Here is a 19750-nt window from a genome sequence, read left to right as displayed (position 1 = left end):
CACCCGGATCGGCGACAGAACGAGGGATCGGAGTTCTGCGTGGACATCGTCGTCAAGGGCCGCAAGACCGAGTTGCCCAAGAGGTTTCGGGATCACGTGGCCGAGAAGCTGGAGAAGGTCCAGAAGTTCGACGCCAAGGCGATCAGCCTTGATGTCGAGGTGTCCAAGGAACACAACCCGCGGCAGGCCGACCGGTCGGACCGCGTGGAGATCACCCTCCGTACCCGTGGCCCGGTGATCCGGGCCGAGGCCGCCGCCGCCGACCCCTATGCGGCACTCGACCTGGCCTCGGCGAAGCTCGACGCCCAGCTCCGCAAGTCCGCGGACCGGCGTCGGGTCCACAAGGGCGGCAACGGACGCACCCCGATCAGCGTCGCCGAGGCGACCGCGGCCCTGGCCGCGCTGCCCGAGACGCCGCCGGCGGTGAGCGAGACCAACGGGGCCGTCCGCAAGACCATGATGGGTTCCCTGGAAGTGGAGGGCGAAGGCCCGCTGGTGGTCCGGGAGAAGACCCACCCGGCCGCCCCGATGGCGCTCGACCAGGCGCTCTACGAGATGGAGCTGGTCGGCCACGACTTCTACCTCTTCGTGGAGAAGGACAGCGGCCTGCCGAGCGTCGTCTACCGCCGGCACGGTTACCACTACGGCGTCATCCACCTGAAGGCCGACGGCTCGACCGCCGAGGGCGGCGGTGCCGGAGGGGCGATCGGCGTCCTCGGCGACGACGACTGACGAGTCGAGCGGTACGGGAGATTCGAGCAGTGCGGGCGACCCCGGCGGCCGGTGCCGCCGGGGTCGCCCGTTCTCCGGCGGCCCGTCAGCCGTGCGTCCGGAAGCGTTCCGAAGGCTCCCCGGTGGATGACCGGGGGCTCCCCGCGGTTCGCCGGTGCGCCCGGGGCGTGCGCCGAGGCCGGTGGGGCGGCGCCGGGACCGGTCCGGCCGGGAAGGTCACCCCGTGCGGGGCAATGGCGCCGGAGGGTGACCGTAGGGGGCCCCGGGCGTGGAATGATTGGCGGACGACGACCGGCGACGGGGGAGGAGCGGATGGGGGATCACTTCGGGCTGGGGCCCGCTACAGGGCCGGTCGCGGGGGTGCGGCCGAGACCCGGGGACGAGCCCGAGTACGACCTCCGCCGCAGGGAGCCGATTCGCGTTCTGGTGGTGGACGACCACGCGCTCTTCCGGCGCGGCCTGGAGATCGTGCTGGCCGAGGAGGCGGACATCACCGTGGTCGGCGAGGCCGGTGACGGCGCCGAGGCGGTCCTCAAGGCGGCCGACCTGCTGCCCGACATCATCCTGATGGACGTTCGGATGCCGCGCCGCAGCGGGATCGAGGCCTGTACCGCGATCAAGGACGTGGCGCCGAGCACCAAGATCATCATGCTGACGATAAGCGACGAGGAGGCTGACCTCTACGAGGCCATCAAGGCGGGTGCCACCGGCTACCTCCTCAAGGAGATCTCCACCGACGAGGTCGCCACGGCGATTCGCGCGGTCGCCGACGGGCAGTCCCAGATCAGCCCGTCGATGGCGTCCAAGTTGCTGACCGAGTTCAAGTCGATGATCCAGCGACGTTCCGACGAGCGGGAGTTGGTGCCCGCGCCCCGGCTCACGGACCGTGAGCTGGAGGTGTTGAAGCTGGTGGCCACCGGGATGAACAACCGGGAGATCGCCAAGGAGCTGTTCATCAGCGAGAACACCGTGAAGAACCACGTGCGCAACATCCTGGAGAAGCTCCAACTGCACTCCAGGATGGAGGCCGTGGTCTACGCGATGCGGGAGAAGATCCTCGAAATAGGGTGAGGCTGCGGGAGTGGGGCCGTGCGGCCCCGCTCCCGCTTCCGCTCCTGTCCGCGGGGTGCCGGGCCCAGCCCCGCCCAGCCCCGCCTCGGCTCAGGCGAGCAGGCGCTCCAGCGCCGGGCGCAGCGCCTCGTCGTGCAGCGTCTCCACCCGGACGGCGTCGCAGCCGACCCAGTCGGCCGCCTCGCGCAGCGCGGTGGCCAGTGCCCCGACGTGCCGCGGCGAGTCCAGCGACACCTGGCGGGCCACCAGGGTCCGCCCCTCGCGGGCCGGATCGACCCGGCCGACCAGCCGGCCGCCGGTCAGCAGCGGCATCGCGAAGTACCCGTGCACCCGCTTGTGCTTCGGGGTGTACGCCTCCAGCCGGTGGGTCATGCCGAAGATCCGCTCGGTCCGCGGGCGCTCCCAGACCAGCGAGTCGAACGGCGAGAGCAGCGTGGTCCGGTGGCGGCCCCGGGGCGGTCCGGCGAGGGCCGCCGGGTCGGCCCAGGCGGCGGCCGGGGCGCCGTCCGGACCCCAGCCGGCCACCTCGACCGGCACGAGGCCGGAGTCGGCGACGACCGAGTCGAACTGCTCGGCGCGCAGGCGGTGGTAGTCGAGCAGGTCGGCCCGGGTGGCCACGCCGAGGGCTGCGCCGGACTGGGCGACCAGGGTGCGCAGGCACTCCTCGTCGGTCGGGTCCGCCGCGAACAGCTCGGCGGGAACCGCCTGTTCGGCCAGCGAGTAGACGCGCTTCCAGCTGCGGCGGTCGGTGCAGACGACGTCGCCGAAGCTCAGTGCCCGCTCCACCGCGATCTTGGTGTCGGACCAGTCCCACCAGTCGGCGGTCTTCTTGGCGCCGCCCAACTCGGTGGAGGTGAGAGGTCCTTCGGTTCGCAGCTTCGCCAGCACCGAGCGGTAGGTGGCCTCGTCGACCTCCTTGCCCCAGACGTGGGCGCGCTCGCGGTAGCGGCGGCGCCGGAAGGCGAACAGCGGCCACTCCTCGATCGGCAGGATGCAGGCCGCGTGCGACCAGTACTCGAAACTGGTCCCCTTGCCCCAGTACGCGGCCTCGACCGCCGGGCGGCCGACGGCGCCGAGCCGCGCGTACGGGATCAGTTCGTGGGAGCGGGCCAGGACCGAGATGGTGTCGAGCTGGACGGCGCCGAGGTGGCGCAGCACCCCGCGCACGCCGCCCGGGCGGTCCGGGGCGCCGAGCAGTCCCTGTGCGCGCAGGGCGATCCGGCGGGCGTCGTCGGCGCCGAGCGTCGTCACCGGTGGCGGGGCGGGGGTCCGGCCGGTGGCGGGGCGGCCGGCCGGGCGCGAGGTCGAGGCGGTCATGCCGGCGAGGGTAGACGGGGGTACTGACAATCCGCCCGTCGGCCGGCACCGCCGGCCGTCCGCGGGGCTCCCGCCGGTCGGGTGCGGGCGGGCTTCGGCGGGTTCAGCCGGTGAGGTCGGTGAGGTCGGCGGCCGGACCGGTGGCGAGGTCGCCGGGGAGCATGGCGCCGATCCAGGCGTCGTGGAACGTTCCGCGCTGCTCGGCGAAGGAGCGCAGGGTGCCCTCGACCCGGAAACCGACCTTCTCGGCCACCGCGCGGGAGCCCTCGTTGCCCACGTAGGCGACCCACTCCAGGCGGCGCACGCCCAGTTCGGTGAGGCCGTAGCGGGCGACCTCGCGGGCGGCCTCCACGGTGTACCCGCGACCGCGGAACTCCTTGGTCGCCCACCAGCCGACCTCGGCGGCGCCCGGCCGGCCGGGACAGCCGACGAGCCCCTGGGTGCCGACCATCGATCCGGTCTCGCGCTCGAAGACGCACCAGATCCGGCTCTCGCCGGTCCGCCAGCCGTTGGCGGCGAGGTCGTGGACGAAGTACTCGGCGTCCTCGCGCCGGTACGGGACGGGGACGACCGTCCAGTGCTGGATGGCCTCGTCCTGGCAGGCGGCGAGGATCGCGTCGACGTCGGACTCCTGCGGGGCCCGCAGCACCAGGCGGTCGGTGGTGAGGACGACGGGCTCGACGGCCCGCGCTTCGGTCTGCTCTTCTGGTTGATCTTCCATGGGTGGATTATTCCGTGCAGAGAGGAATCCGAGCATCCGATTAACGGATCGCACCGGCCAACTCTCCGGGCAGTCGCCCGGTTTGCCCCGGTGAGTGGCGCTATCGGGTCATGTGCTCGCACGGGTGACACGGGAATACCGTGCTGACGCACCTCCCGGGGCGTTGGACTCCTCGCATACGATGGCCCGTGCGGTGGGGTGGACCCACCGTGCAGTCGTCCAGTGCCAATACAGGCAAGGAGCCCGCTCAAGTGTCCGTCTTCGACAAGATCCTGCGCGCCGGCGAAGGCAAGATCCTTCGCAAGCTGCAGCGGATTGCTGCCCAGGTCAACTCCATCGAAGAGGACTTCGTCAACCTCACCGACGCCGAGCTCCGCGCGCTGACCGACGAGTACAAGCAGCGGCTCGTCGACGGCGAGACGCTGGACGACATCCTCCCCGAGGCGTTCGCCACCGTCCGTGAGGCCGCCAAGCGCGTCCTCGGCCAGCGGCACTACGACGTCCAGCTCATGGGCGGCGCCGCGCTGCACCTCGGCTACGTCGCCGAGATGCGCACCGGTGAGGGCAAGACCCTGGTCGGCACGCTGCCCACGTACCTCAACGCGCTCACGGGCAAGGGCGTGCACCTGATCACCGTCAACGACTACCTCGCCGAGCGCGACTCGGAGTGGATGGGCCGGGTGCACCGCTTCCTCGGTCTCGAGGTCGGTGTGATCCTCGGCAACATGACGCCCGCCGAGCGCAAGCGCCAGTACTCGATGGACATCACGTACGGCACCAACAACGAGTTCGGCTTCGACTACCTCCGCGACAACATGGCCTGGTCGAAGGACGAACTCGTCCAGCGCGGCCACTTCTTCGCGGTGGTCGACGAGGTCGACTCGATCCTCATCGACGAGGCCCGCACCCCGCTGATCATCTCCGGTCCGGCCGACCAGGCGACCAAGTGGTACGCCGACTTCGCCAAGCTGGTCCAGCGCCTGAAGATCGACCGCGACTACGAGGTCGACGAGAAGAAGCGCACCGTCGGCGTGCTGGAGGAGGGTGTCACCCGGGTCGAGGACTACCTCGGCATGGACAACCTCTACGAGTCGGTGAACACCCCGCTGGTCGGCTTCCTGAACAACGCCATCAAGGCGAAGGAGCTGTACAAGCGGGACAAGGACTACGTCGTGATGAACGGCGAGGTCATGATCGTCGACGAGCACACCGGCCGCATCCTGGCCGGCCGCCGCTACAACGAGGGCATGCACCAGGCGATCGAGGCCAAGGAGGGGGTGGAAGTCCAGAACGAGAACCAGACCCTCGCGACCATCACCCTCCAGAACTTCTTCCGCCTGTACGACAAGCTGGCCGGCATGACCGGTACCGGCACCACCGAGGCGGCCGAGTTCCACCAGATCTACAAGCTCGGCGTCGTGCCGATCCCGACCAACAAGTCGCCACTGCGCATCGACCAGCCCGACCTGATCTACAAGTCGGAGCCGGCCAAGTTCGCCGCCGTGGTCGAGGACATCGCCGAGAAGCACGAGAAGGGCCAGCCGGTGCTGGTCGGTACCGTCTCGGTCGAGAAGTCGGAGTACCTCTCGCAGGAGCTGCGCAAGCGCGGGGTCCCGCACGAGGTGCTGAACGCCAAGCACCACGAGCGCGAGGCGCAGATCGTCGCGCAGGCGGGCCGCAAGGGCGCCGTCACCGTCGCCACCAACATGGCCGGCCGTGGTACCGACATCATGCTCGGCGGCAACCCGGACCACCTCGCCGCGGCCGAGCTGGCCCAGCGCGGACTCTCCTCGGCCGACAACCCGGAGGAGTACGAGGCCGAGTTCCCGGCCGCGCTGGAGAAGGCCAAGGCCTCCGTGAAGGCGGAGCAGGAGGAGGTCAAGGAGGCCGGCGGTCTCTACGTCCTCGGCACCGAGCGGCACGAGTCCCGCCGGATCGACAACCAGCTGCGCGGCCGTTCCGGCCGTCAGGGCGACCCGGGCGAGTCCCGCTTCTACCTGTCCCTGGGCGACGACCTGATGCGTCTGTTCAAGGCCGGTATGGTCGAGCGCGTGCTCTCGATGGCCAACGTGCCCGAGGACGTGCCGATCGAGTCGAAGATGGTCACCCGGGCGATCGCCTCCGCGCAGACCCAGGTCGAGCAGCAGAACTTCGAGATCCGCAAGAACGTCCTCAAGTACGACGAGGTGCTGAACCGCCAGCGCGAGGTCATCTACGGCGAGCGCCGTCGCGTGCTGGAGGGCGAGGACCTGCAGGAGCAGGTCGGCCACTTCATGGACGACACCGTCCAGGCGTACGTCCAGGCCGCCACCGGTGAGGGCTTCGAGGACGACTGGGACCTGGAGAAGCTCTGGACCGCGCTCAAGCAGCTCTACCCGGTCACGCTGGAGCTGGAGCAGCTGGAGGAGGAGGCCGGCGGCGCCGCCGGGCTCACCTCGGAGTTCCTCACCAAGGTCATCCAGGAGGACGTCCAGGCGCAGTACGGCGCCCGTGAGGACCAGCTCGGTGCGGAGATCATGCGCGAGCTGGAGCGCCGGGTCGTCCTCTCGGTGCTGGACCGCCGCTGGCGCGAGCACCTCTACGAGATGGACTACCTGCAGGAGGGCATCGGCCTGCGGGCCATGGCGCAGCGCGACCCGCTGGTCGAGTACCAGCGCGAGGGCTTCGACATGTTCACCGCGATGATGGAGGGCATCAAGGAGGAGTCCGTCGGCTACCTGTTCAACCTGGAGGTCCAGGTCGAGCAGCAGGTCGAGGAGGTCCCGGTCGAGGACGCCGCGGTGCTCCTCGACAAGCTGGAGAAGGACTCCGCCCGTCCGGAGATCAAGGCCAAGGGCCTGGAGGCCCCGAAGCCGCAGCGGCTGCACTACACGGCCCCCTCGGAGGAGGTCGGCGGCGGTGTGGTCGAGGGCGAGTTCGAGGACCTCGGCGCGGAGGACGAGGGCGACGGGCTGACCCGCGCCGAGCGCCGCAAGGCCGCCAAGTCGGCCAAGGGCCGCCGCCGCAAGAGCTGAATCCGGTCCGGCCGCTCCGGCCGGCCGCCGCGCAGGGCGCCGCTCCCGTACGGGGGTGGCGCCCTGCGCCGTTCGCGGACGCCCCTGCGGCGCGTTCACCGGGCCTCCACGGCGGTGCACTGCCACTGGCCGGCCGGTCCGCGCGGCTCCAGCCGGAACGCGACCACGTGGTGCCGGGTGCCGAGGTCGACCCGGACACAGGCCTCGACGGCCTCCGGCGAGGGCGAGCGGTCGTGTACCGGGCCGAGTCTCGGCCGCTCGCCGGTGCGGGTCCGGCGCAGGGTGCCGGCCCGGACCAGGGCGGCGAGCTGGCCGTAGCCGTCCAGCGTGGTGTGGCGCAGCAGCTGGCCGGACGGCCGGGCGCCGGTGAGCACCTCCACCAGCTGGTGGGCGAACCGGGTGCTCAGCCCGGCGCGCGGGTCGTGGCCGGGCGCGGCGGCGCAGGCGGCTCGGGGGTGGCGCGGGCGCCGATCGGTCTGCGGGGCGCGACAGGTCCGGGAGGCGGCGCGCGGACGGTGCGGGCGCGCCGACAGCACGGTGGGAGGGCCGGCGGCCGGGACGGGCGGGACCGGCGGGGCGGGGCGGTTCGGGCAGGTGGTCATGGGCCTTCTTCGGAGCGGGTGGTACGAGTACGGACGGGTCCTTGCTAGCCGGGGCCCGCACGCGGTGGCAACCGGGTTCCCGGCCCGGCCCGGGGTGGTCCGGAAGTTCACCTATCCGGGTGAGCCGACCGCTGCGGCAAGGGCTGTGGGCCCGGTTCGGGAGGCGCGGGGTTGACGCCCGGCGCCGCGCGGAAGGGCCCGAAAGGGGACGGTGGGATCGCCGGGACGGCGGCGGGCCCCGGCCGGGCCGGGCGGCCGTGCTGTGCCGGGCCGGAGACCGGGGCCGAGGGCGGTACGGAGGCCGGAACCGGGTCGGGCCGCGCGGCGGCCGCGTTGCGCGGTCGGCCGGTCGGCGCGCACGATCGGATCCTGACCGGAACCAGGACCGGAACCGGACCCCGAAGCAGGACCGGAACCGGGCCGGGCCCCGGACAGGCCGGACGGGCGGAAGCGCGTGTCCGGCCCGGGACGGCCACCGCCCCCGGCGACACGACCACCGCCCCCGACGACGACAGGCGGCCGGCATGACGACACGGGTACCGACGACACGGCTGTCCGGGACACGGACGGCGGGACCGGGCACCACCGACGGCGCTCCCCGGCGCGGGCTGGTGCTGGGCGGCGGCGGCATGCTCGGCGCCGCCTGGACGGTCGGTGCGCTGTGCGCCGTCGAGGAGTCGACCGGCTGGCGGCCCGGCGACGCCGAAGTCCTGCTCGGCACCTCGGCGGGCGCGATCCTGGCCGCGCTGCTGGCCGCCGGCGTCGACGCCGGCGGGCTCCGTGACCACCAGCGCGGTCTGCCGGTCACGGACGGGCCGCTGGCCGGGATCGACTTCGACTACGACACGGCGGTCGGCGGTGCCCTGCCGCCGCGCCCACGGGCCGGTATCGGCTCGCCGGGCCTGCTGCGTGACGCGGTCCGCCACCCGCGCGAGTACCCGCTGCTGACCATGGTCTCGGCGATCGCCCCGCACGGCCGGGGTTCGCTGGAGCCGGTAGGCGGGCTGGTCGGTGCCCTGTTCCGCCCCGGCGGCTGGCCGTCCGGGCCGCCGGGTTCGGCGCTGCGGGTCGTGGCGGTGGACTACCGCGGCGGGCACCGGGTGGTCTTCGGGGACGCGGACGCGCCGCCCGCCGACGTCGCCGAGGCGGTGATGGCGTCCTGCGCGATCCCCGGGTGGTTCACGCCGGTCCGGCTGGACGGCTCCGCGTACGTGGACGGCGGCTGCTGGTCGGCCACCAACGCCGATCTGATGCTCGACCGGGGCCTGGACGAGGTGTACGTCCTCGCCCCGATGGCCCTGCGGAGGGATCCGCAGGGGCGCTCGAAGCCCGGCCGGGGCACGTCGGAACCCTGGCGCGCCCGGCGCGTCCGGGACCGCCCGCGCGGCGTACTGGCCCAGCTGGTGAGCCGCTACCGCCGGGCGGTGACCCGGCAGCTGCTCCGCGAGGCCGGTCTGCTGCGGGCCGGCGGGGTCCGTGTGCACCTGCTCGCGCCCACGCCGGCGGACCTGGCGGTGATGGGTCCGAACATGATGGATCCGGCCCGCCGGGGCCCGGTCCTGGAGAGCGCCCTGGCCACCTGCCGGGAGGCCCTGGAAGCCGCGCGGTGAGGACGGCGCAGGGGTGACCGGGCAGCCCTCGGCGGACGGACCGGGCCCGGCTGAGGCCCGGTTGCGGGTCCGGCTGCGGTCCAGAGGGTCGGGGCGTGCGTCGACGGCCGCGCGCCGGGGCGTGCCGCTGCGGACGGGGCGCCCGGGAGCCCCCGGGCCGCACGCCCGGCGGCGGGTGCGCCGGATCGGGACGAACGCGGTGATCACAGGGCGGCGTCGGGCGCTTATTCTGGGGGCGCTGGAAGCTGTGCCGCTGGACGAACCGGAGAGTGCCACCGATGCGCGTGTACGTGCCCACCACCCTGACCGGCCTGGCGGCGGCCCATTCCGGCGGTGCGCTGGAGCAGTCCGCGGCGTACGCCGTGACGCCCGCGCTGCGCGAGTGGTACGTCAGTGACGACCTGGAGGAACTGGAGTACGCGGCGCTGAACCGGGCCGCCCAGTCCTCGCTGCGGCTGCTGGCCGCCGAACCGGACGCCCCGCGCCGCCGCGTCGTGGTCGCGCTGGACGTCGCCGACTCGGCGGTGAAGCCGTTCCCCGGCGACGAGTACCAGGACCAGGCCTCGCTCGGCCGGGTGGTGCTCGCCGGACCGGTGAAGCTGGCCAAGGCGGCCGCGGTGCACGCGGACGTGGCCGACCAGGACGTGGTCACGGACGTCGAGGCGGCGGTGGCCGCGGTGGCGGCGGCCGACGCGGGCGACCAGGACGCCCAGTTCACCGTGGACGGCGCCGAGGACCACGACCTGCTCTGGTTCGCCACCCAGGAGATCACCGCACTGCTCCCCTGAGCCTGCCGGGGTCCGCCGGGCCCGACCTGACGGCCGGGTGCCGGCGGGAGCTGCCCGTCCGTCCGTCCCACCCGCCCCACCCGCCCTGACCGGCGGGTCGGCGGTTCCGGCGGACGAGGACGCGGTGATTCCCGCCCTACCGGTCTGTCGGTACCCGGCGTTACCGTTCCCTGCGTGCGCACTCATATCGTCTGGGACTGGAACGGCACGCTCTTCCATGACATGGAGGCGGTGCTCGGAGCGAGCAACGCCGCATTCGCGACCGTCGGCGTCGGGCCGATGACGCTGCAGGAGTACCGCGAGCAGTACGAGATCCCGATTCCCCGTTTCTACCAGCGGCTGCTCGGCCGGCTGCCCTCCGACGCCGAGTGGCTGGAGCTGGACGACGCGTTCCACCGCCGCTACCACGAGCTGAGCGTGGCCTGCGGGCTGACCGAGGGCGTGCTGGACCTGCTGGACGGCTGGCGGGCGGCCGGGCACAGCCAGTCGCTGCTGTCGCTGTACGAGCACACCCGGCTGCTTCCGGTGGTCGACGGCTTCGGCCTGACCGGGCAGTTCCTGCGGGTGGACGGGCGCAGCGGCCCGGCCGGCGGGCAGAAGGCGGAGCATCTGGTTCGGCACCTGGAGGCGCTGGGCGAGCACGTGGACCCGGCCCGGACGGTGCTGATCGGGGACGCGGCGGACGACGCGCTCGCCGCGCTGAGCGCGGGTGCGCACGCGGTGCTGTACACCGGCGGCTCGCACACCCGGCAGAAGCTGGAGCCGGTGGGCGTGCCGGTGGTGGACACGCTGGCCGAGGCGGTCGAGCTGGCCGCCCGCCTCGCCGGCTGAGGCGACACCCGCCCGCGCGTCCACCCGGAGCCCCCCGGGGACCGGCCCGGGACCGGACCGGCACCCGCAGAGGATCCGCCGAGGCTCGCTGGCACCCCACCGACGGCCCGATGGCCCGACAGCTCGACGGCCCGCGAGGCCCGGGGCCTGTCCGTACGACCGCCGGCCGTCCGCCAACGGTGGCGTGGCGCGCGCCACGCCACCGTTGGCGTGTCCGGGCGGGCGATCGGGCCCGCCGCTGGTCAGTCTGGAGGGCGTCGGGCCCGCCGTCGGAGCGGGCCGGCCGCCGGACGACGAGTGGAGCCCGCCATGCCCATCGACGCAGTCACCCAGGTCCCGGTCCCGGGCAACGAGCCGGTGCGGACGTACGCGCCCGGCAGCCCGGAGCGGTCCCGGCTGGTGCGGCGGCTGGACGAGCTGGCGGCCGAGCCGGTCCCGCTGCCGATGACCATCGGCGGCGAGCAGCGGTTCGGCGGCGGTGAGCGGATCGACGTCGTCCAGCCGCACCACCACGCGGCGAAGCTGGGCGTGCTCGGCAACGCCACCCGGGAGGACGGCCGGGCCGCGGTGGACGCCGCGCTGGCGGCCGGCCGGGAGTGGCGGTCGCTCTCCTTCGACGACCGGGCGGCGGTGTTCCTGCGCGCCGCCGACCTGCTGGCGGGGCCCTGGCGGGACACCCTGAACGCGGCCACCATGCTCGGGCAGTCCAAGACGGCGCAGCAGGCGGAGATCGACTCGGCCTGCGAGCTGATCGACTTCTGGCGGTTCAACGTCCACTTCGCCCGGCAGATCCTGGCCGACCAGCCGGTCTCCTCGCCCGGGGTGTGGAACCGGACCGACCACCGCCCGCTGGAGGGGTTCGTCTATGCGGTCACCCCGTTCAACTTCACCGCGATCGCCGGCAACCTGCCGACCGCGCCCGCGCTGATGGGCAACACCGTGGTCTGGAAGCCGGCGCCGGCCCAGACGCTGGCCGCGTACCACCTGATGCGGCTGCTGGAGGCGGCCGGGCTGCCGCCCGGGGTGGTCAACATGGTGACCGGCGACGGACAGCAGCTCTCCGCGGTCGCGCTCGCCGACCCGGCACTGGCCGGGCTGCACTTCACCGGCTCGACGGCCACCTTCCAGTCGCTCTGGCAGACGGTCGGCGCCAACATCGGCACCTACCGGACGTACCCGAGGATCGTGGGGGAGACCGGCGGCAAGGACTTCCTGCTGGCGCACCGCTCGGCCGACCCGCAGGTCCTCAAGACCGCGCTGATCCGCGGCGCCTTCGAGTACCAGGGCCAGAAGTGCTCGGCGCTCTCCCGCGCGTACCTGCCGCGCAGCCTCTGGCAGCGGATCAAGGACGACTTCCTGGCCGAGGTGGACGCGCTGGCCGTCGGCGACGTCACCGACCTGTCGAACTTCATGGGCGCGCTGATCGACCGGCGGGCCTTCGAGAAGAACCGGGACGCGATCGAGCGGGCCAAGAGCGACCCGACGGTGGAGCTGGCGGCCGGCGGCCAGTACGACGACGCGATCGGCTGGTTCGTCCGCCCGACCGTGCTGGTCTCCTCGGACCACCGCAACGAGATGTTCCGGACCGAGTACTTCGGACCGATCCTCGCCGTCCACGTCTACGAGGACTCGCGCTGGGAGGACGTGCTCGGCCGGGTCGACTCCGGCGCGCCGTACGGGCTGACCGGCGCGGTGATCGCCCAGGACCGGTACGCGATCGCCCGGGCGGTGGAGGAGCTGCGGTTCGCGGCCGGGAACTTCTACATCAACGACAAGCCGACCGGTGCCGTGGTCGGCCAGCAGCCGTTCGGCGGAGGCCGGGCGTCGGGCACCAACGACAAGGCGGGCGCCGCGCAGAACCTGCTGCGCTGGACGTCGGCCCGGTCGATCAAGGAGACGTTCGTCCCGCCGACCGACCACGTTCACCCGCACATGGGGTGAGCTCCCCGGGCCTTTCGGCTTTCGGCGCAAACCCGAGGGCGGATTGGACAAGGTGTCCAGGACGGACCGATCTTCCTGCGGGTTTGCGCCTCCCTGTCCCCTGACACCTTCGATTGATCCCGTTAGGCTGGCTGGCGTCGTCGGGTGGCTCCGCAGGCCGAACGTTTCGTCCTACCCGCTGCAGGGCTGTTCCATGCGTGCCATGGACTCCTTTCAGCTGGAGGGTGCGGCAGGATTGCGGAAGACCCGGCGGTGCACACCCACACACCACCGAGTCACGCAACGGCGCGCGACAGGAGCCATGAAGTCATGCAGACCAAGCTGGACGCAGCCAAGGCCGAACTGCTCAGGAAGGCAGCAGCAGCCGCTGAGAACAGCCAGGTGGGGGGAGCGGCGCCGGGGGAGGGTCTGAGCAACGGCGCTCTGACCGCATACCTGCACCACTACTACCTCCACACCGCGCCCGAGGACCTGGTCGACCGCGACCCGGTCGACGTGTACGGCGCGGCCGCCTCCCACTACCGCCTCGGCCTCAAGCGGCCGCAGGGCACCGCCGAGGTGCGGGTGCACACCCCCTCGGTGGAGGAGAACGGCTGGTCCTGCGGCCACACCGTGGTCGAGGTCGTCACCGACGACATGCCCTTCCTGGTCGACTCGGTCACCAACGAGCTGTCCCGCCAGGACCGGGCGATCCACGTCGTCATCCACCCGCAGCTGGTGGTCCGCCGCGACATCACCGGCAAGCTGCTGGAGATCCTCGACGTCGACGCCTGCGCCCGCAGCCAGGCCGCCGGTGCCGAGTGGCCGGCCGACGCGATCGTCGAGTCGTGGATGCACATCGAGGTCGACCGCGAGACCGACCGCGCGGACCTGCGCGCGATCGAGACCGACCTGCGCCGCGTGCTCGGGGACGTCCGCGAGGTCGTCGAGGACTGGGGCAAGATGCGCGACTCCGCGCTCCGCCTCGCCGACGAGCTCGCCGAGCAGCCCCCGACCGGCCTTCCCGAGCAGGAGGTCGGCGAGGCCTGGGAGCTGATGCGCTGGCTCGCCGACGACCACTTCACCTTCCTCGGCTACCGCGAGTACGACCTGGTCGAGCACGAGGGCGAGGAGGTCCTCAAGGCCGTCGCCGGGACCGGCCTCGGCATCCTGCGCTCCGACCCGATCGGCCACGACGACCAGCACCACGCCGTCAGCGAGGCCTTCGGCCGGCTCTCCGCGCCGGTCCGCGCCAAGGCGCACGAGAAGAAGCTGCTCGTCCTGACCAAGGCCAACAGCCGCGCCACCGTGCACCGCCCGTCCTACCTCGACTACGTCGGCGTGAAGAAGTTCGACGCCAACGGAGTGGTCGTCGGCGAGCGCCGTTTCCTCGGCCTGTTCTCGGCCGCCGCGTACACCGAGTCGGTCAGCCGCATCCCCGTGGTCCGCCGCAAGGTCCAGGACGTCATCGCCGAGTCCGGCTTCTCCACCGAGAGCCACGACGGCCGCGACCTGCTCCAGATCCTGGAGACCTTCCCGCGGGACGAGATCTTCCAGACCCCGGCCGGCGAACTGCTCCAGATCGCCACCAGCGTGCTCTACCTGCAGGAACGCCGGAAGCTGCGGCTCTTCCTGCGCCAGGACGAGTACGGGCGCTACTTCTCCGCGCTGGTCTACCTGCCGCGCGACCGCTACACCACCCGCATCCGGCTGCGCCTGATGGACCTCCTGATGCAGGAGCTCAACGGCGCCTCGATCGACTACACGGTCTGGTCGACGGAGTCCGTGCTGACCCGACTGCACTTCGTGGTCCGGGTGACCCCGGGCAGCGAGTTGCCGCACCTGAGCGACGCCGAGGTCGAGCGGATCGAGGCCAGGCTGGCCGAGGCCGCCCGGTTCTGGATGGACGGCTTCAACGACCAGCTGCACGTCGAGCTGGGCGAGGAGAGGGCCGCGGAGCTGTCCCGCAAGTACGCCAACGCCTTCCCCGACGGCTACCGCGCCGACTTCACCGCGCGCACCGCCGTCGCCGACCTCAAGCAGATCGAGTCGCTGCACGGCGAGGGCGACTTCCGCCTCAACCTGTACCAGCCGGTCGGCGCGGGCGACGACGAGCGCCGCTTCAAGATCTACCGGGTGGGCGGCCCGATCTCGCTCACCGAGGTCCTGCCGGTCCTCCAGCGGCTCGGCGTCGAGGTGCTGGACGAGCACCCCTACGCGCTGACCCGTTCCGACCACACCACCGCCTGGGTCTACGACTTCGGTCTGCGGCTGCGCGAGGCGGTCGAACTGACCGACGAGGCGCGCGAGCGGTTCCAGGAGACCTTCGCCGCCACCTGGACGGGCAAGGCCGAGAACGACGGCTTCAACGAGCTGGTCCTGACCGGCGGGCTGACCTGGCGCCAGGCGATGATGCTGCGCACGTACGCCAAGTACCTGCGCCAGGCGGGCTCCACGTTCTCCCAGGACTACATGGAGGACGCGCTCCGCAACAACACCCACACCACCCGCCTGCTGGTGAACCTCTTCGAGGCCCGGCTGAGCCCCAGCCACCAGCAGGGCGCCCTCGAACTGACCGAGGGCATCCTGGAGGAGCTGTCCGGCGCGCTGGACGAGGTCGTCTCCCTGGACGAGGACCGCATCCTGCGTTCCTTCCTCCACCTGATCAAGGCCACCCTGCGGACCAACTTCTTCCAGCACGACAGCGCGGGCGAGTGGCACTCGTACGTGTCGATGAAGTTCGACCCGAAGGCCATCCCGGACCTGCCGGCCCCGCGTCCGGCGTTCGAGATCTGGGTCTACTCGCCCCAGGTCGAGGGCGTGCACCTGCGCTTCGGCAAGGTCGCCCGCGGCGGTCTGCGCTGGTCCGACCGGCGTGAGGACTTCCGGACCGAGATCCTCGGCCTGGTCAAGGCGCAGATGGTGAAGAACACCGTCATCGTGCCGGTCGGCGCCAAGGGCGGCTTCGTCGCCAAGCAGCTGCCGGACCCGTCGGTGGACCGCGACGCCTGGCTCGCCGAGGGTGTTTCGTCCTACAAGACGTTCATCTCGGCGCTGCTGGACATCACCGACAACCTGGTCGGCGGCGAGGTCGTCCACCCGGCCGACGTGGTCCGCCACGACGAGGACGACACCTACCTGGTCGTCGCCGCGGACAAGGGCACCGCGACCTTCTCCGACATCGCGAACGGCGTCGCCGAGGCGTACGGCTTCTGGCTGGGCGACGCGTTCGCCTCCGGCGGCTCGGCCGGCTACGACCACAAGGGCATGGGCATCACCGCCCGCGGCGCCTGGGAGTCCGTCAAGCGCAACTTCCGCGAACTCGGCGTCGACACCCAGTCCGAGGACTTCAGCGTCATCGGCATCGGTGACATGTCCGGCGACGTCTTCGGCAACGGCATGCTGCTCAGCGAGCACATCCGCCTGGTCGCCGCCTTCGACCACCGGCACATCTTCCTCGACCCCAGCCCGGACGCGGCCGCCTCCTACGCCGAGCGCCGCCGCCTCTTCGAGCTGCCCCGCAGCTCCTGGGACGACTACGACAAGTCGCTGATCTCGCCCGGCGGCGGGGTCTTCCCGCGCAGCGCCAAGTCCATCCCGGTCTCCGCGCAGGTCCGCGAGCGCCTCGGCATCACGGCCTCCAAGCTGACCCCCGCCGAGCTCATGAAGGCCGTCCTGCAGGCGCCCGTCGACCTGTTCTGGAACGGCGGCATCGGCACCTACATCAAGGCCTCCACCGAGACCAACGCCGAGGTCGGCGACAAGGCCAACGACGCGATCCGGGTCAACGGCGAGCAGGTCCGCGCCCGCGTCATCGGTGAGGGCGGCAACCTCGGCTGCACCCAGCTCGGCCGCATCGAGTACGCGGCGACCGGCGGCCCGCAGGCCGGCGGCGGCTGGATCAACACCGACGCCATCGACAACTCGGCCGGCGTGGACACCTCGGACCACGAGGTCAACATCAAGATCCTGCTCAACCAGGTCGTCGGCGACGGCGACATGACGGTGAAGCAGCGCAACACCCTGCTCGCCGAGATGACCGACGAGGTCGGCCACCTCGTGCTGCGCAACAACTACGCGCAGAACGTGGTGCTGGCCAACGCCGTCGCCCAGGCGCACAGCATGGTCAACGTCCACTCCCGGATGATCAACCGCCTGGAGTCGGCCGGCCAGCTCGACCGGGGCCTGGAGTTCCTGCCCGCCGAGCGGCAGATCCGCGAGCGCCAGCAGAACGGCCGGGGCCTGTCCCAGCCGGAGATGTCGGTGCTGCTCGCCTACACCAAGATCACCCTGGCCGACGAGCTGCTCGCCACCGAGCTGCCCGACGACCCGTTCTTCCGCACCGCGCTGCACGACTACTTCCCGAGCGCGCTGCGGACCCGGTTCGCCGAGCAGATCGACCAGCACGCCCTGCGCCGCGAGATCATCACCACGCTGATCGTCAACGACACGATCAACCGCGGTGGCTGCACCTTCGCCTTCCGCCTGAAGGAGGAGACCGGCGCCACCTACGAGGAGATCGCCCGGACGCACACCGCCGCGCGGGCCGTCTTCGGCCTGGAGGAGATCTGGGGCGAGATCGAGGCACTGGACAACCAGGTCCCGGCCCGTGCCCAGACCAAGATGCGCCTGCACTCGCGCCGCCTGGTCGAGCGCGCCACCCGGTGGATGCTCAACAACCGGCGCCAGCCGCTGGACATCGCCGGCACCATCGAGTTCTTCCACGACCGGGTCAACCAGGTCTGGGGCTCGCTGCCCAAGCCGCTCCGCGGCGAGGACCTCGCCTGGTTCGAGTCGATCTACAACGAGCTGGCCGAGGCCGGCGTGCCGGAGGCGCTCGCCACCCGGATCGCGGGCCTCTCCTCGACCTTCCCGACCCTGGACATCACCGAGGTCGCGGACCGGTCCGGCAAGGACGTCGCCGATGTCGCCGAGCTCTACTACGACCTCGCCGACCGCCTGCAGATCACCCACCTGCTCGACCGCATCATCGAGCTGCCCCGGACGGACCGCTGGTCGTCGATGGCCCGTGCCGCCATCCGCGAGGACCTCTTCGCGGCCCACGCGGCGCTGACCGCCGACATCCTGGCCTGCGGCCCCGACGGCGCCACCCCCGAGGAGCGCTACAGCGACTGGGCGGACCTCAACTCCACCCTGCTGAACCGCGCCAAGAGCACCCTCGACGACATAAGGGGTTCGGACAACTACGAGCTGTCCAGCCTCTCGGTCGCGATGCGCGTCATCCGCACCCTGCTCCGCACGGGCTCGATGCGCTGACGGACGGCTGTTCACACGGCGGGCCCGCGTCCTCGGACGCGGCCCGCCGTGTTGTGCTGTCCGGGAACCCGGTGGGCCGGTGCGGACAGGTGGGGGTGTGGAGCTGTCACAGCGGGGTCGGTTGAGGAGCGGGGACCAGTGGGCGTTCGGGGAGCTGTTCGACGAGACGGCGGGTGACCTGTACCGGTACGCGGTGCGGGTGTCGGGGGACTGGGCGGTCGCGGAGGACGTCGTCCAGCTGACCTTCCTGGAGGCGTGGCGGCTGCGCCACAGACTGCACGAGGGCGACGAGTCGGTGCGCCCCTGGCTGTTCGGGGTCGCCGCCAACGTGCTGCGCAACACGGCCCGTGCGGCCCGGCGGCACCGGGCCGCGATGGAGCGGTTGCCGGAGCGCGACGTGGTGCCGGACTTCGCCGACGAGCTGGTCGGGCGCCTCGACGACAGCGCCCAGCTGGCCGCCGCCCGGCGCGCCCTGGTCCGGTTGCGGAAGGCCGAGCGGGACGTGTTCGGCCTCTGCGTCTGGGCCGGGCTGGACTACGCGAGCGCCGCGGAGGCCCTCGGGGTGCCGATCGGGACGGTGCGTTCGCGGCTCTCGCGCGCCCGCACCAAACTGCGTGCGCTGGCGGAGGAAGAGCTCGGAAGTGGACGGGAACTCCGCGCGGAGGTCGGACAGGTACGGGGTGGCCGCGTCGATGCGGCCCGGTCGACACGGGAGACGAACCGATGAACGAGCACGAACGTGCGGAGCTGGCGCGGCTGTTGCCGCCGCCGGCGCGGCCCGAACTCTCTGCCGACCGTCACCGGCTGTTGAGGGGACATCTGATGAGTGAGATCCGGGAGACGAAGCCCGCGCGGGTCCGACGCGGAAAGCTCGGCTGGGTGGCGGTTCCTGCCCTGGCGGGCGGTCTGGCGCTGGCGGTGGTGCTGACGGCGGGCGGCGGTGAGGGCAGCCCGCAGAAGCAGCAGCAGGTCCAGAGCCGGACCACCGGGGACACCACGCTGAACGCGGCCCCGGCCGCCGCCGTGCAGCTGCTGACGCAGGTCGCCGACACCGCGGCCGGCAAGCCCGACCAGAAGCCCGGCAAGAACCAGTTCGTCTACGTGGACAGCCTGGTCTCCTTCGCCACCGTCAACCTGGCCACCGGCGAGTCGACCATCGACAAGCCGCACCGCCGTCAGATCTGGCTCTCGGCGGACGGCAGCCAGTGGGGCGTGCTGAAGGAGGAGGGGAGGTCCCACGAGACGGGCGAGCGCAAGCCCGGGGACACGCGTCCCGCGCCGCGCACCGACGGCGGCGAGTGGGTCGACCCGACCACCAAGCCGAGCCTGAACGCTCCGACGTACGCGTACCTGGCCGGACTGCCGACCGACCCGGACGCGCTGCTGAAGAAGATCTACACGGAGACCAAGGGCCAGGGCCGGACCCCCGACCAGGAGGCCTTCACGACCATCGGCGACCTGCTGCGCGAGCAGCTGGCGCCGCCGGCGGTCAGCGCCGCGCTCTACCGGGCGGCGGCGAAGATCCCCGGGGTCACCGTGATCGACGACTCGGTGGACGCGTCGGGCCGGCACGGTGTGGCCGTGGCGCACGTGGACGGCGGCGTCCGGAGCGAGTGGATCTTCGACCCGAAGACCCACGAGTTCCTCGGCGAGCGTCTGGTCGTCGTCGGCGAGGGCAGCGACCTGGGCAAGCCGGGCACGGTGTCCGGGCACTCGGCGGTGCTGGGCCGCACGGTCACCGCCCAGGCCGGTGAGGAGCCGAAGCAGAAGAACGCCTGATCGCGTCGTCAGTGAAGCTGTGGGGCCCGGTGGAAGCGGGCCCCACAGCCGTTTTCGGTGCCCGGTGCCCCTGGTGCCCGGCGTGCCC

13 protein-coding genes are annotated in these 19750 nt (G+C 72.1%); 10 read left to right on the top strand and 3 right to left on the bottom strand.

Annotation, left to right across the window (positions count from 1 at the left end; all coding sequences use genetic code 11):
- Positions 1-39 precede the first annotated feature (39 nt).
- Both hpf and PUR56_RS39580 read left to right on the top strand, forming a co-directional pair.
- Positions 40-732 carry a ribosome hibernation-promoting factor, HPF/YfiA family gene (gene hpf, locus PUR56_RS39585; RefSeq protein WP_329952521.1) on the top strand — a complete coding sequence of 231 codons (693 nt, stop codon included), beginning with the start codon at positions 40-42 and terminating at the stop codon, positions 730-732.
- A 312-nt stretch (positions 733-1044) separates the two neighbouring features.
- The gene (locus PUR56_RS39580; RefSeq protein ID WP_329883562.1) at positions 1045-1803 is read left to right on the top strand and encodes a response regulator transcription factor; all 759 of its coding nucleotides are present in this window, start codon (positions 1045-1047) and stop codon (positions 1801-1803) included.
- A gap of 90 nt (positions 1804-1893) precedes the next feature.
- Here the strand turns inward: PUR56_RS39580 and PUR56_RS39575 are convergent, their stop codons facing one another.
- Both PUR56_RS39575 and PUR56_RS39570 read right to left on the bottom strand, forming a co-directional pair.
- Positions 1894-3120 (bottom strand): winged helix-turn-helix domain-containing protein, encoded by a 1227-nt coding sequence (locus tag PUR56_RS39575; protein WP_329952520.1) that lies wholly within the window; start codon positions 3118-3120, stop codon positions 1894-1896.
- Between the two features lie 103 nt (positions 3121-3223).
- Positions 3224-3841, bottom strand: a complete 618-nt coding sequence (locus PUR56_RS39570) for a GNAT family N-acetyltransferase (RefSeq protein WP_329952519.1) — start codon at positions 3839-3841, stop codon at positions 3224-3226.
- A 251-nt stretch (positions 3842-4092) separates the two neighbouring features.
- Here PUR56_RS39570 and secA point away from each other — a divergent pair, with 251 nt between their 5' ends.
- Positions 4093-6855, top strand: coding sequence for a preprotein translocase subunit SecA (secA, locus tag PUR56_RS39565; RefSeq protein ID WP_329883565.1), 2763 nt, complete (start codon positions 4093-4095; stop codon positions 6853-6855).
- A 95-nt stretch (positions 6856-6950) separates the two neighbouring features.
- Here secA and PUR56_RS39560 read toward each other — a convergent pair whose 3' ends face one another.
- The gene (locus PUR56_RS39560; protein WP_329952518.1) at positions 6951-7457 is read right to left on the bottom strand and encodes an Rv3235 family protein; all 507 of its coding nucleotides are present in this window, start codon (positions 7455-7457) and stop codon (positions 6951-6953) included.
- Between the two features lie 524 nt (positions 7458-7981).
- Between PUR56_RS39560 and PUR56_RS39555 the strand changes: the two genes are divergently transcribed.
- From PUR56_RS39555 to PUR56_RS39525, 7 genes are all read left to right on the top strand, one after another.
- Positions 7982-9067: a patatin-like phospholipase family protein gene (locus tag PUR56_RS39555; RefSeq protein ID WP_329952517.1), complete on the top strand. Its 1086-nt coding sequence runs from the start codon at positions 7982-7984 to the stop codon at positions 9065-9067.
- Between the two features lie 278 nt (positions 9068-9345).
- Entirely contained in the window at positions 9346-9855 is a 510-nt protein-coding gene (locus PUR56_RS39550; RefSeq protein ID WP_329883568.1) for a DUF6912 family protein, read from the top strand.
- Between the two features lie 174 nt (positions 9856-10029).
- The gene (locus PUR56_RS39545; protein WP_329883570.1) at positions 10030-10686 is read left to right on the top strand and encodes an HAD family hydrolase; all 657 of its coding nucleotides are present in this window, start codon (positions 10030-10032) and stop codon (positions 10684-10686) included.
- A 315-nt stretch (positions 10687-11001) separates the two neighbouring features.
- A complete protein-coding gene (gene pruA / locus PUR56_RS39540) occupies positions 11002-12627 on the top strand; it encodes an L-glutamate gamma-semialdehyde dehydrogenase (protein WP_329952530.1) in 1626 nt (541 codons plus the stop codon).
- 309 nt (positions 12628-12936) lie between these two features.
- Positions 12937-17883, top strand: coding sequence for an NAD-glutamate dehydrogenase (locus tag PUR56_RS39535; protein WP_329952516.1), 4947 nt, complete (start codon positions 12937-12939; stop codon positions 17881-17883).
- A gap of 97 nt (positions 17884-17980) precedes the next feature.
- A complete protein-coding gene (locus PUR56_RS39530; protein ID WP_329883572.1) occupies positions 17981-18610 on the top strand; it encodes an RNA polymerase sigma factor in 630 nt (209 codons plus the stop codon).
- On the top strand, positions 18607-19662 hold the full coding sequence (locus PUR56_RS39525) for a CU044_5270 family protein (protein WP_329952515.1): 1056 nt from the start codon (positions 18607-18609) through the stop codon (positions 19660-19662). Before PUR56_RS39530 ends, PUR56_RS39525 begins: the two co-directional genes overlap by 4 nt.
- The last annotated feature ends 88 nt before the right edge of the window (positions 19663-19750 follow it).

The organism is Streptomyces sp. BE303, from assembly GCF_036290945.1.
GTDB lineage: Bacteria > Actinomycetota > Actinomycetes > Streptomycetales > Streptomycetaceae > Kitasatospora.
The sequence above is the reverse complement of the archived record's forward strand: the minus strand, read 5'-3'. Positions and strand labels throughout refer to the sequence as shown.